Origin of the sequence: Oerskovia douganii (assembly GCF_015142735.1) — a bacterium.
Taxonomy (GTDB): domain Bacteria; phylum Actinomycetota; class Actinomycetes; order Actinomycetales; family Cellulomonadaceae; genus Oerskovia; species Oerskovia douganii.
This window is the reverse complement of the sequence record NZ_JACSPN010000034.1, coordinates 1-13,562: the sequence shown is the minus strand read 5'-3', so window position 1 is coordinate 13,562 and position 13,562 is coordinate 1. Positions and strand designations below refer to the sequence as shown.

Genomic DNA, 13,562 nt, shown 5'->3' with positions numbered 1-13,562 from the left:
CTCCCGGCGGCCGGTGCGTCTTTCACCCGTGCGTCGGGCGGCCGGGCTCCGCGGGTTGCGCGCCACACCAGCCCAGCACGTGCCGGACCTCGGTCCCGCTCGATACGTTGTGCACGTGCCTGAGAACTCCACGAGCCCTGTGACCACCGCGTCGGCGGCCCGACCGACCGCCCCCTCGATCGTGTCCCCCGCCGCTCCGGCGACCGTTCCCGCTCCCCCGACCGCCCCGGCCGCCCCGATCGGGCGCATCCCGGTCCTCGAGGTGTCGCCCGTGGTCGAGGGCGGTCGCTGGCCCGCGAAGGCCGCGGTGGGCGAGGTCGTCCCGGTCGAGGCCACGGTGTTCCGCGAGGGGCACGACGCCGTCGCCGCGACCGCCGTGCTCGTCGCCCCCGACGGCACGGACCACTCGTGGGCACGCATGGTCGACGTGGCCCCGGGGCTCGACCGCTTCCGCGCGACGCTCTCGCCCGACGCGCCGGGCGCCTGGTCGTTCCGGGTCGAGGCGTGGTCCGACCCGTACGGCACGTGGGCGCACGACGCCGCGATCAAGGTCGCGGCAGGCGTCGACGTCGAGCTCATGCTGGCCGAGGGTGTCGCGCTCTTCGAGCGCATCAGCACCGTCGCAGGCCGGGAGCCGCAGGACGCGAAGACCCTGCGCGACGGCGCAGCAGCCCTCGCGGACGCCTCCCGCCCCTCCCCGGCGCGGCTCGCGGCAGCCCTGTCGCCCGAGGTGCGCGAGGCCCTGGGACGCGCTCCCCTGCGGGACCTCGTGACGCCGTCGGGCACGTACCCCCTGCAGGTGGACCGGCCGCAAGCGCTGGCCGGGGCCTGGTACGAGATGTTCCCCCGTTCCGAGGGCGCGCGGCGCCTCAAGGACGGGACCTGGAGGTCCGGGACGTTCACGACGGCCGCCAAGCGACTGCCCGCGATCGCCGCGATGGGCTTCGACATGGTCTACCTGACGCCCGTGCACCCCATCGGGACCACGCACCGCAAGGGCCGCAACAACTCGCTGACCGCGCTGCCGGGCGACCCGGGGTCGCCCTACGCGATCGGCTCGAAGGACGGCGGGCACGACGCGATCCACCCCGAGCTGGGCACCGAGCGCTCGTTCAAGGCGTTCGTGAAGGAGGCCCGCCGCCTGGGCATGGAGGTCGCGCTCGACCTCGCGCTCCAGTGCTCGCCCGACCATCCGTGGGTCACCGAGCACCCCGAGTGGTTCACGACGCGCGTCGACGGCTCGATCGCCTACGCCGAGAACCCGCCCAAGAAGTACCAGGACATCTACCCGCTGAACTTCGACAACGACCCGGCGGGCATCTACGCCGAGGTGCTGCGCGTGGTGCGGGTGTGGATCGCGCGCGGCGTCACGGCGTTCCGCGTCGACAACCCGCACACCAAGCCCCTCCCGTTCTGGGAGTGGCTGCTGGCCGAGGTGCGCGCGACGAACCCCGAGGTGATCTTCCTGTCGGAGGCGTTCACCAAGCCCGCGATGATGCACACGCTCGCGCGCATCGGGTTCCACCAGTCGTACACGTACTTCACGTGGCGCAACGAGAAGACCGAGCTCGCGGAGTACCTGACCGAGGTCTCGGGGCCCGCAGGGAGCTACATGCGCCCCAGCTTCTGGCCCACGACGCACGACATCCTGCCGCCCTACCTCCAGCACGGAGGGGTCGCGGGATTCGCGGTACGGGCCGTGCTCGCAGCGCTCGGCTCGCCCACGTGGGGCATCTACTCGGGCTACGAGCTGGTCGAGAACGTGCCGCGCCCCGGCGTCGAGGAGCAGATCGACAACGAGAAGTACGAGTACAGGCCGCGCGACTGGGCGCTCGCCGAGGAGATCGGCATCTCGGCCCTCCTGACCCGCCTCAACGAGGTGCGACGCGAGCACCCCGCGCTGCGCCAGCTCCGCAACCTCACGGTCCACCCCACGACCAACGACCACGTCCTCGCGTTCTCGCGGCACCTGCCCGAGCGCGTGTCGCCCACGGGGGCGGTCGAGCCTGCCGACACCGTGATCGTGGTCGTGAACCTCGACCCGTGGGGCACGCAGGAGTCGATGGTCCACCTCGACCTCGGCGCGCTGGGGCTGGACGCCGAGCAGCAGTTCGTGGCGCACGACCTGCTCTCGGGCGCCTCCTACGGCTGGGGCCGGGACGTCTACGTCAAGCTCGTCCCGCAGGAGCAGGTGGCGCACGTCATCCACGTGAGGACGCCATGAGCACCTCCCCGTACTCGGGCGGCCCCGCGGCAGGCCCGGGCGTGCGCGCGACCGGCCCGGCTGCGGGCCCGGTCCCCGTGGCCCCGACCACCGCCCCTCTGCCGGTCGGCGCGCTGCCACCGCGACGCCAGCCCGCGGCTCCGCTCGCCCAGCGCTCGGGTCTGTCGTCCGACCCGTCCTGGTACAGGACGGCCGTGTTCTACGAGGTCCTGGTCCGCGCGTTCTCCGACTCGTCGGGCGACGGCTCGGGCGACCTGCGCGGGTTGATCGAGCGCCTCGACTACCTCGAGTGGCTCGGGATCGACGCCCTGTGGCTGCCGCCCTTCTACCCGTCGCCCCTGCGCGACGGCGGGTACGACGTCGCGGACTACACGGCGATCGCGGGGCAGTACGGCACCATGGCCGACTTCACCGAGCTCATCGCGGAGGCGCACTCGCGCGGCATCCGGATCGTGATCGACCTGGTCATGAACCACACGAGCGACCAGCACCCGTGGTTCCAGGCGTCGCGCGCCGACCCCGAGGGCCCGTACGGCGACTTCTACGTGTGGAGCGACGACAACACGCGCTACGAGGACGCCCGCATCATCTTCGTGGACACCGAGACGAGCAACTGGACGTTCGACCCGGTGCGGCGCCAGTACTTCTGGCACCGGTTCTTCTCGCACCAGCCGGACCTCAACTTCGAGAACCCGCGCGTCGCGGACGCCATGCTCGACGTGACGAGGTTCTGGCTCCAGGTCGGGGTCGACGGGTTCCGGCTCGACGCGGTCCCCTACCTGTTCGAGGCCGAGGGCACCAACTGCGAGAACCTGCCCCAGACGCACGCGTTCCTGCGCCGCGTGCGCGAGATGGTCGACACCGAGTTCCCGGGCCGGATCATCCTCGCGGAGGCGAACCAGTGGCCGGCCGAGGTCGTCGACTACTTCGGCAGCGAGGACGCACCCGAGTGCCACATGTGCTTCCACTTCCCCGTCATGCCGCGCATCTTCTACGCGATCCGGGACCAGCGGGCCAACCAGGTCGTCGACATCCTGCGCGACACCCCGCCCATCCCGGCGGGCGCCCAGTGGAGCACGTTCCTGCGCAACCACGACGAGCTCACGCTCGAGATGGTCTCGACCGAGGAGCGCGCGTCGATGTACGGCTGGTACGCGCAGGACCCGCGCATGCGCGCGAACGTCGGCATCCGTCGACGCCTGGCGCCGCTGCTGGACAACTCGCGCAAGGAGATCGAGCTCGCGCACGCCCTGCTGCTGTCCCTGCCCGGCAGCCCGTGCCTGTACTACGGCGACGAGATCGGGATGGGTGACAACATCTGGCTCCCGGACCGGGACGCCGTCCGCACGCCCATGCAGTGGACGCCCGACCGCAACGCGGGGTTCTCCACCGCGGACCCGGGCAAGCTGTACCTGCCGCCGATCCAGTCGCTCGTGCACAACTACGGCAACGTCAACGTCGAGGGGCAGCTCGCGCAGCCGACGTCGTTGCTGCACTGGGTCCACGGCATGCTCGCGGTGCGCAGGCTCCACCCGGCGTTCGGGGCGGGCGAGCAGGTCACGCTCGAGACGGACAACGAGTCGATCCTCGCGTTCCTGCGCCGCAACGAGGCCGAGACCATCCTGTGCGTCGCGAACATGGCCGCGACCGCGCGCACGGCCACCGTCCACCTGCCCCAGTACGCGGGCGCGACGCTCACGGACGTGTTCGGCGGTGCACCGTTCCCCTCGGTGGGCGAGGACGGCGACGTCGTGATGACATGGGGCTCGAGGGACTTCTACTGGCTCACGGTGTCGTAGGAGGCCACCGACCTGCCCGGCAGAAGGAGCTGACGTGGTGCCGAAGACCGTCTCGTCCCCGCCCGTCGCGGCCGGCCGTGGGCCGCTCGGGCCGGCGCAGCGCGTCGCGGTCCCGGACGCGCGGCTGCTCGGGCTCCTCGACGCGTGGCTGCCCGCGCAGCGCTGGTACCCGGTCAAGGGGCTCGTGGTGCGCCACGTGCCGTGGATGAGCTTCGCGCTCTCGGACCGGTGCACGCTGCACCTGCTGCGCATCGTGGGCGAGGGGGTGGACCTCGTGATCCAGGTCCCCCTCGTCCTGACCCCTGCGGGTCCCCTCCCCGGCCCCGCGGGCCCGGGCGGGGGCGGCGCGGGAGGGACCGGGGCGCGCCCGTCCGGCACGTCCCGCACGCCCGTGCCGGGCCTCGTCGGGTTCGTGCCGAGCACCCCGGGTGGTCGCGGCGGCCCGGACGCGCCGCTCGCGGTGCACGACGGCGCCACGCACCCCGACCTGTGGGCGGCTCTCCTGGGGTCGCTCGAGCGCGCGAGGGACCCGGGTGCCGTACCGGGCGGTGCGGGCGCGCTGCTCGTGGACCTGTCCGGCGCCCGCCCGGTCGGTGGCGAGCAGTCGAACTCGTCGGTGGTCCTGCCGGCGACGGCGGGCGGCTCGATCCTCAAGATCCTGCGGACCGTCGCGATCGGCCCGAACCCAGACGTCGTGGTCCCCGCAGCGCTCGCCCGGGTGGGCTGGACCGGTGTGCCGCGACCGCTCGGCTGGGTCGAGGCCGGGTGGGGTGCGCTCGACGTGCCGTCGGGCGCGCCCGCGCTGGGCCCCGACCGGACCGCGCACCTCGCGATCCTCAGCGAGCTCGTGACGGACGCCCGCGACGGGTTCGAGCTCGCGTGCGCGTACGCGGCCCAGGACTCCTCGTTCGCGGACCTCGCGGCGGACCTCGGCCGGACGCTCGCGAGCATGCACCGGGCGCTGCGCGTGGCCCTTCCCACCGGTCCCCCGCTCGAGGCGGGCTGGCTGCTGGACGACCTGCGCCGTCGGGCCCGTGAGGCCTGCGCGTCCTCATTGCCGCTCGGGCGGCGCGCAGACCAGGTCGAGGCGTTCCTCGACGGGGTGTCCGACCGCCTGGCCCGCGAGGACGCGCCGCCGCCCGTGCTGCAGGCGATCCACGGCGACATGCACCTGGGCCAGGCCCTGCACGCGCTCGGGGACGGGTGGAAGGTCCTCGACTTCGAGGGCGAGCCCCTGCGACCCGTGGCCGAGCGCACGCGCCCGGACCTGCCGTTGCGCGACGTCGCGGGGATCGTGCGCTCGCTCGACTACGCGGCGGCGGTCGGCGGGGCACGCTCACCCCGGTGGACGACGACGGCGCGTACCGCGTTCGTCGAGGCGTACCGCCGTGCGATCGGCGAGGACGACGGTACCGCCGGGCTCTCGGACGCGACGACCGAGGCGATCCTGCGCGCGCTGATCCTCGACAAGGCGCTGTACGAGGTCGTGTACGAGTCCCGGAACCGGCCCGCGTGGGAGCCCATCCCGCTCACGGCCGTGGACCGGTTGCTGGGCGGGCGGTAGGGCTCCCGCGCGGCACGTCCCGGCCGGCCCGCGCCGCGGCGTGCCGGTGCCGGCGGCTGCGCCGGGACCGCCCGGTCACCAGGCATGATGGTGCCGCGGTTCGACGACGACCCCTCACCTCTCTGGAGCTTCCCCGTGACCTCGGCCCCGGCCTCTGCAGACCTCGTGCCCCCGACGATGACAGCGCTGACATCACCTACCGTCCCGGGGCCGGCCCCGGCGGGACCGGCCGCGCCCCGCCGCGAGCTGCACACGGGGTGGACCGTGCGCGCCGTCGCGGGCCCCGTCCCCGCCCACCTCGCGGACCGCCTGCGCGCCCTGGTGCCAGCGACCGTCCCAGGCGTCGTCCACACCGACCTCCTCGCGGCCGGGCTCGTCCCCGACCCGTACCTCGACGACAACGAGCACGTCCTCGCGTGGATCGGTCGCTGCGACTGGGAGTACCGCACGACGTTCGAGTGGGCCCCCGACGGCCACGAGCGCCACGACCTCGTCGCCGACGGCCTCGACACCGTCGCGACCGTGACCCTCAACGGGCACGTGCTCGCCGAGACCGCGAACCAGCACCGCACCTACCGCCTGCCGGTCGACGGGCTCCTGCGCCCCGGCACCAACGAGCTCGTCGTCCGGTTCTCCTCACCGCTCGCGTACGCCGCGGCGCAGAACCTCGCCATGGGCTACCGCCCCCACACCAACCCCCACCCGTTCAACGCGATCCGCAAGATGGCGTGCAGCTTCGGGTGGGACTGGGGGCTCGAGACCGCGACGTCGGGCATCTGGCGGCCGCTCGCGCTCGAGGCGTGGTCGGGCGCGCGGCTCGCGACCGTGCGGCCCGTCGCGACCGTCGTCGACCCCGGCACCGCGGTACCGGCCGACCAACCCGTCCCCGGCCGCCTCGCCGTGCACGTCGACGTCGAGCGCTCGCCCGGGCACGACCGTCCCGACGGTCCGCAGCACGCCGACCTCCACGTCGCCGTCCACGTCGACGGGCTCGTCACGACCGCCCGGGTCCCGGCCGGGGAGACGTCCACGGTCGTCGACGTCGACCTCCCGGTGGTGCGCCGGTGGTGGCCGCGCGGGTACGGCGAGCAGCCGCTCTACGAGGTCGCGGTCGAGCTCCTGGCCACTCCCGGGGCTGCCGGGGCCACCGAGCCGTCCGACGGGAGCGCGCCGCCGTCGGACGCGAGCCCGGCGCACGAGGCGCGCCCCGCCGTCGGGCCCCTCGACGTGCGGCGCCACCGCGTGGGCTTCCGCACCGTGCGCCTCGACATGCTCCCCGACGAGCACGACGGCGAGCCCGGCACGTCGTTCGTGATCGTCGTCAACGAGCGGCCCGTGTTCGTGCGCGGCGCCAACTGGATCCCCGACGACGCGTTCCCGCACCGCGTGACGCGCGAGCGGTACGCGGCACGCATCACCCAGGCAGAGCAGGCGAACGTCAACCTGCTGCGCGTCTGGGGCGGCGGGATCTACGAGGCCGACGACTTCTACGACCTGTGCGACGAGCGCGGCATCCTCACGTGGCAGGACTTCCTGTTCGCGTGCTCGACGTACGCCGAGGAGGAGCCGCTGCGCGGTGAGGTCGAGGCCGAGGTCCGCGACAACGTGGTGCGCCTGGCCCCGCACCCGAGCCTCGTGCTGTGGAACGGCAACAACGAGAACCTGTGGGGCTTCCACGACTGGGACTGGCAGCTGCGCCTCCAGGGCCGCACCTGGGGCCTGGGGTACTACACCGAGCTCCTGCCCGCGCTGCTCGCCGAGCTCGACCCGGGGCGCCCGTACACGCCCGGCAGCCCGTGGTCGGGCACGCTCGACCTGCACCCCAACCTCGACGCGCACGGCTCGGTGCACGTCTGGGACGCCTGGAACCGCAAGGGCTACGAGGTGTACCGCGACCACGTCGCGCGCTTCGTCGCCGAGTTCGGCTGGCAGGGCCCACCCACGTGGTCGACGCTGCGCGACGCCCTGTCCGACGACCCGCTCACGCCCGAGTCCCCCGGGATGCTCGTGCACCAGAAGGCCGCGCAGGGCAACGACAAGCTGACCGACGGGCTGCTCCCCCACTTCCCGCTGCCCGACGACATGGACGACTGGCACTGGGCCATGTCGCTCAACCAGGCGAACGCCATGACGGTCGGGATCGAGCACATGCGCTCGTGGAGCCCGCGCTGCGCGGGCGCGGTCGTGTGGCAGCTCAACGACTGCTGGCCCGTCACGTCGTGGGCCGCGGTCGACGGCGCGGGCCGCGCCAAGCCCACGCTGTCCGCCCTGCGGCACGCGTACCGGGACCGCCTGGTCACGGTCCAGCCCCGTCGGCCCGACGGCGGCGCGCCCCTCCCCGGCGGCGCCTCGGCCCTCGCGGTGGTCGTCGTCAACGACTCGCCGGACCCGTGGAGCGGGACGCTCGTCCAGCGGCGCGTGCGCTACGACGGGACGGTCCTCGCGGAGGCGGGCACCGCCGTCGGGCTCGCGCCGCGCGAGACGCGCACCCTCCTGCTGCCCGACGACGTCGCGTCCGCCGCGAGCACGCCCGACGAGCTGGTCGTCGCGACCCTGGGCGACGAGCGCGGGCTGTGGTTCTTCGCGGAACCGCGCGACAGCGCCCTGGTCGACGACGGGCTGGACGTGGCGGTGCGGGAGGTCGCCTCGGGCGTCGAGGTGCCGCTGCCCGTGCCCGGGTCGATCCGTGGGCCCGCCCCGGACGCCGGACCCGGCGTGGGCCACCGGTACGAGGTCACCGTGACGGCACGCACGCTCGTGCGCGACGTGACGCTGCTGGTCGACAAGGTGCACCCCGGCGCGACCGTGGACGACCAGCTCGTCACGCTCCTGCCCGGGGAGCGGGCCACGTTCACGGTGTCGGTCCCCGCGGCGCTCGGCCCCGAGGCGCCGCTCTCGCTGACCGCGCGCCGGGTGCTGCGGACCGCGAACCAGCTCGTCGCGGGGCCCTCGGCGCAGCCCGTCGCGCGATGAACCGAGCCCCGCGACGTCCCCTCGGGCCCCGGCACGCCGCAGCCGTCCACCCCGCCGCGGGCACCGTGCGGCGCGGCTGGCCGCACGCGCTCCCGCGACGTGGAAAGGTTGGGCCATGACCGGGTCATCGACACCTCCGAGCAGCTCCCACCCACCGCTCCCCGTGGTGCCGGCCGATCCGGCCGTGCTCGCGGCCGTCGCCCTGGGCCGGGCGGCCGACCCGCACGCGGTGCTGGGCCCGCACCTGACCGCGGTGCCCCTCCCCGGGGGACGGACCGGCGCCGCCGCCACGGTCCGCGTGCTGCGCCCGCTCGCCGACGAGGTCACGATCGTGACGCTGGACGGCGAGTTCGCCGCGACGCACGAGCAGGACGGGATCTGGTGCGCGGTCGTGCCCGCGGCCGTCGACGAACCCGTCGTCGGCGCCGACGCGCCGGTCCTGCACGCCCCCGACTACCGCGTCCGCGCTCGCTACGGCGAGACCTCGACCCTCCTCGACGACCCGTACCGCTTCCTGCCGACGCTCGGCGAGATGGACCAGCACCTGATCCGCGAGGGCCGCCACGAGGAGCTGTGGACCGTCCTCGGCGCCAACCCGAAGGTCTACCCGAGCGCGCTCGGCGAGCCCGGGACGGCCGGGACGACGAGCGGCACCGCGTTCGCGGTCTGGGCCCCCAACGCCCGCGCGGTGCGCGTCATCGGCGACTTCAACCACTGGCAGGGCAGCACCCACGCCATGCGCACCCTGGGCAGCACGGGCGTGTGGGAGCTGTTCGTGCCGGGCGTCGCTCCCGGCGCTCTCTACAAGTACGAGATCCTCACCGCGGGCGGCGCCTGGCTCCAGAAGGCGGACCCCCTCGCGAAGGGCACGCAGGTCCCGCCCGCCAACGCGAGCGTCGTGGTCACCTCGGGGCACGAGTGGACCGACGACGCCTGGCTCGCCGGACGGTCCGGGCGGGACCCGCACTCGGGTCCCGTGAGCATCTACGAGGTGCACCTGGGCTCGTGGCGCCAGGGGCTGAGCTACCGCGAGCTCGCGGAGCAGCTCACCGCGTACGTCCTGGAGACGGGCTTCACCCACGTCGAGCTCATGCCCGTGGCCGAGCACCCCTACGGCGGCTCGTGGGGCTACCAGGTCACGAGCTACTACGCGCCGACGTCGCGGTTCGGGCACCCCGACGACTTCCGGCACCTCGTCGACACCCTGCACCGGGCCGGGATCGGCGTGATCCTCGACTGGGTCCCCGCGCACTTCCCCAAGGACGAGTGGGCCCTCGCGCGCTTCGACGGGACCCCGCTCTACGAGCACCCCGACCCCCTGCGCGGCGAGCAGCCCGACTGGGGGACGTACGTGTTCGACTTCGGCCGCAACGAGGTGCGCAACTTCCTCGTCGCCAACGCGACGTACTGGTTCGAGGAGTTCCACGTCGACGCCCTGCGCGTCGACGCCGTCGCGTCGATGCTCTACCTCGACTACTCGCGCGGCCCCGGTCAGTGGCACCCCAACGTGCACGGCGGGCGCGAGAACCTCGAGGCCATCGCGTTCCTCCAGGAGACCAACGCGACGGCCTACCGGCGCACGCCCGGCGTCATGATGATCGCCGAGGAGTCCACGGCCTGGCCCGGCGTGACACGCCCCACCGACCAGGGCGGCCTGGGGTTCGGCCTCAAGTGGAACATGGGCTGGATGAACGACTCGCTGCGCTACGTCGCGGAGGAGCCGATCAACCGGCGCTACCACCACCACGAGATCACGTTCTCGATGGTCTACGCCTACTCCGAGCAGTTCGTCCTGCCCATCAGCCACGACGAGGTCGTGCACGGCAAGGGGTCGCTCTACGGCAAGATGCCGGGCGACGACTGGCGCAAGCGCGCGGGCGTCCGGTCCTTCCTCGCCTACCAGTGGTCCCACCCGGGCAAGCAGCTGCTGTTCATGGGGTGCGAGATCGGCCAGCACACGGAGTGGAACGAGGCCGCGAGCCTCGACTGGGCCGGCCTCGCCGACCCGGGCCGGGCCGGCGTCCAGCGCCAGGTGCGGGACCTCAACGACCTCTACCGGCGCACGCCCGCGCTGTGGGCCCTCGACCACGACCCCGCCGGCTTCGAGTGGCTCGACGCCGAGGACGGCGACCACAACGTCGTCGCGTACCTGCGCCGGGACGCCGCAGGGAACCAGGTCGCGGTCGTCGTGAACTTCGCGGGCACCCCGCACGAGGACTACCGGCTCGCGCTGCCGCAGGGCGGCGCGTGGCGCGAGATCCTCAACACCGACGCCGAGGTCTACGGCGGCTCGGGCGTCGGGAACCTGGGAGAGGTCCGGTCGGAGCCCCATCCGTGGAAGGGGCGCGCGCACTCCGCGACGCTGCGCGTCCCCCCGCTCGGGGCGCTCTTCCTGGAGCCCGTCTGACCTCGACGTCCCCGGGGGGAACCCACGGGGACGTCCCGTGCACGACGGCGGCCGGTCACCTCGTGAGGTGACCGGCCGCGGTCGTGCAGCGTGCGCGGGCGTCAGTACAGGTTGATCGCCAGGAGCTGTCGGGCCTTGCCCACCCGGGGGTCGGCCGGGCCGAGGATCTCGAAGTAGTCGACGAGCCGGCGGCGCAGCGTCTCCTTGTCCTCGGCGCTCGAGCCCGCCAGGAGGTCGAGCAGCCGCCCGAACGCGTCCTCGACCTTGCCGCCGAGGATGTCGAGGTCCGCGACGTCGAGCTGCGCCTGGAGGTCCGTGGGCCGTGCCGCCGCCGCCTCGCGCGCGGCCTGCAGGTCGAGGTCACGCGTGCGGCGCAGCAGCCCGACCTGCGCGAGCCCGGCCGTGGCCAGGTGGTCGCGGGGGTCCTGCTTGATGGCCTTCTCGTAGGCCGCGACGGCCGCGTCGAAGTCGTCGCGCTCGATCGCGTCGTACGCCTCCTGGTGCAACGGGGGCAGCTCGGGCTCGGGGGCCACCTGCTCCGCCGGCGCCTCGCTGTCGGCCGGGGCCCCCTGGGCGGGCGCACGTCCCGTGACGCCGTTGCCCTCCGCGATCTGCAGCACCTGCTGCAGGACCGCACGGATCTGGTCGCCCGCGGCGGCGCCCTGGAAGAGCGGGACCGGCTGGCCGCCGACGATCGCGACGACCGTCGGGACGCTCTCCACCTGGAACGCGGCGGCGATCTGCGGGTACGTCTGCGCGTCCACGCGCCCCAGGAGGAAGCGCCCGCCGAACTCGTCGGCGATGGTGCCGAGCTCCGTGCCCAGCTGCGCGTTGGCCTGGTCCGTCGGGATCCAGAGCAGCACCACGACGGGATACTGCGTCGAGTCCTGGACGAGCTGCGGGAACGACTCCTCGGTGACGTCCACGACGTAGCCGCCGGCCTCCGGCGCTCCACCGGGGGTCCCGGGCGGCGGGGCCGACGGACGGTTCAGGGACGACAGGTCGACGGCGCCGCGCACGTCGAAGTTCGGCTGCTGGCTCGGTTGGCTCATGGCTACATCCTATGAAGAATCCGGTCGCCCCCCCGGGGGGGGGGGGCCCCCGTCGCCATTTCCGGCGCTCGAGCTCGTGTGTGGGCGCTGTCGAAGTTCGAAGCACGAAGGAGGATCGTCGAGACGTTTCCGCAGGTCAGCCAAGGGACACCATGCACGCGACAACCGAGACAGGTAGGAGGCGCGCAAAGTGTCACTTTGGGCCAGTTTGGCCAAGTGTGAGCCTCGGGCAACTGTGCTACGTTGGCCGCGTTGCGCACTGAGGCGCAACAACCACAAAGTATGGGGGGACCATGCAAGGTAAATCGCTCGCAGCCGCGCTGTCCGTAGCGCTTATCGCAGTTGCGCCCACAGCGGCAACTGCACTGCCAACAGGTTCATCTGACACAACGCCAGCAAGCGCATCTGGTGATGTGCTTAACACCAACCCTGACTACCTGGTTCTTTACCCAGAGGACGGTCTCGAGGAGGGTGGCGCCACCTTCTATCCCACGGGTGAACTCGACGAGGACACAGTCGTCGTGATCGCAGACGCAGATGGCAGCCTTCCCGGCGACATCTCGGAAGCGCAGCTCCAGAGCATGCTCTCGTCGCGTTCGCCGGCAGCCGTATCGGCGGCCCTGGGAATCCAGGGAGCAACCGAGAACGGCCAAGCACCTCTGGCGGCTCGGACATCAGACATCACCCCCTATGCTGCGCACACCTGGACCGCTGGCGTTTCGTGGTCGGGCGCCTTCACTGGAGGAAGCATCTGGGGGTACGACAGCTCGGCGAAGGTGTCCTACGTCTTCAACGTCACGCCGGGAACCAACCAGAAGGCTGCTGGACAGGGTCTCGGGTATTACAGCGGCTACAACGGTAGCGAGTTCGGCATGTGGGCGAAGTGGTATGGCGTCGGAATTGCTTCCGATGGCTCCGCAGGTGGTGCGACCGTCCCCTGGGGTAAAGTGATTGCAACGGCTCAGTTCAAGGGAAAGTCGATGGCGCCCCCCCAGGGTGCCAATGGTCAGTTCTCGCCGTGATCGAGCGGCCCCCGCCGACCATATGCTAGTACCAACCGGGAGAAGTGGCTGATCGTGCATCCGACTTCGAAGAAGTGCATTAAGTGGGCGGTGATTCTGATTGCCCTCGGAGCCTTCATGATGGTCTTCGTACCAGATATCGTCGCTGCTATGTCCGAGTGGTGGGGATTGAACGCCGCCGCGGGAGTCGTCGTGGTCAATTACGTACTGACCGCTGCAAGATGGACCATGTATCCCACTGCCGCATCACTCATTGGCGCCGCCGTCATCATCGAGACCTTCAAGGAAAGCCTTGGTAGGTCATCAGAGACCAACCCGACAGCGAAGCGGATGAGCGAGCAGTAGCTCGTTTGTCGAGTTATTCTGACGGCCCTCCACGGCGCTCCTGCACCCCCCATCGGGTGTGGGGGCGCCGTCGTTGTGTTGGGGGAGTGGTGGCGGGTTGTGGGTGTGCTCTCGCGTGTTCTGTGGGCTCTTCTGGGGCGTGTGAGGTGCTGGGGGCTCCCAAGGCACCCCGGGGG

General features: G+C 72.4%; 8 protein-coding genes. 7 read left to right on the top strand and 1 reads right to left on the bottom strand.

Going from position 1 to position 13,562, the window contains the following annotated elements; all coding sequences use genetic code 11:
* Window positions 1-178 precede the first annotated feature (178 nt).
* From H9623_RS17770 to glgB, 5 genes are all read left to right on the top strand, one after another.
* Window positions 179-2,224, top strand: coding sequence for a maltotransferase domain-containing protein (locus H9623_RS17770; protein ID WP_456093955.1), 2,046 nt, complete (start codon window positions 179-181; stop codon window positions 2,222-2,224).
* Window positions 2,221-4,023: a maltose alpha-D-glucosyltransferase gene (treS, locus tag H9623_RS17765; RefSeq protein WP_193721349.1), complete on the top strand. Its 1,803-nt coding sequence runs from the start codon at window positions 2,221-2,223 to the stop codon at window positions 4,021-4,023. Before H9623_RS17770 ends, treS begins: the two co-directional genes overlap by 4 nt.
* Before the next feature lie 34 nt (window positions 4,024-4,057).
* Window positions 4,058-5,587 carry a phosphotransferase gene (locus tag H9623_RS17760; protein ID WP_321575530.1) on the top strand — a complete coding sequence of 510 codons (1,530 nt, stop codon included), beginning with the start codon at window positions 4,058-4,060 and terminating at the stop codon, window positions 5,585-5,587.
* A 135-nt stretch (window positions 5,588-5,722) separates the two neighbouring features.
* Window positions 5,723-8,560, top strand: coding sequence for a glycoside hydrolase family 2 protein (locus H9623_RS17755; RefSeq protein ID WP_321575529.1), 2,838 nt, complete (start codon window positions 5,723-5,725; stop codon window positions 8,558-8,560).
* Between the two features lie 115 nt (window positions 8,561-8,675).
* Window positions 8,676-10,967 (top strand): 1,4-alpha-glucan branching protein GlgB, encoded by a 2,292-nt coding sequence (glgB, locus tag H9623_RS17750; RefSeq protein WP_193721348.1) that lies wholly within the window; start codon window positions 8,676-8,678, stop codon window positions 10,965-10,967.
* Window positions 10,968-11,068: 101 nt separating this feature from the next.
* Here the strand turns inward: glgB and H9623_RS17745 are convergent, their stop codons facing one another.
* The gene (locus H9623_RS17745) at window positions 11,069-12,019 is read right to left on the bottom strand and encodes a tetratricopeptide repeat protein (RefSeq protein ID WP_193721347.1); all 951 of its coding nucleotides are present in this window, start codon (window positions 12,017-12,019) and stop codon (window positions 11,069-11,071) included.
* Window positions 12,020-12,432: 413 nt separating this feature from the next.
* Between H9623_RS17745 and H9623_RS17740 the strand changes: the two genes are divergently transcribed.
* Both H9623_RS17740 and H9623_RS17735 read left to right on the top strand, forming a co-directional pair.
* Window positions 12,433-13,041, top strand: coding sequence for a hypothetical protein (locus tag H9623_RS17740; protein ID WP_193721346.1), 609 nt, complete (start codon window positions 12,433-12,435; stop codon window positions 13,039-13,041).
* Window positions 13,042-13,095: 54 nt separating this feature from the next.
* Entirely contained in the window at window positions 13,096-13,386 is a 291-nt protein-coding gene (locus tag H9623_RS17735) for a hypothetical protein (protein ID WP_191805958.1), read from the top strand.
* Window positions 13,387-13,562: the final 176 nt, after the last annotated feature.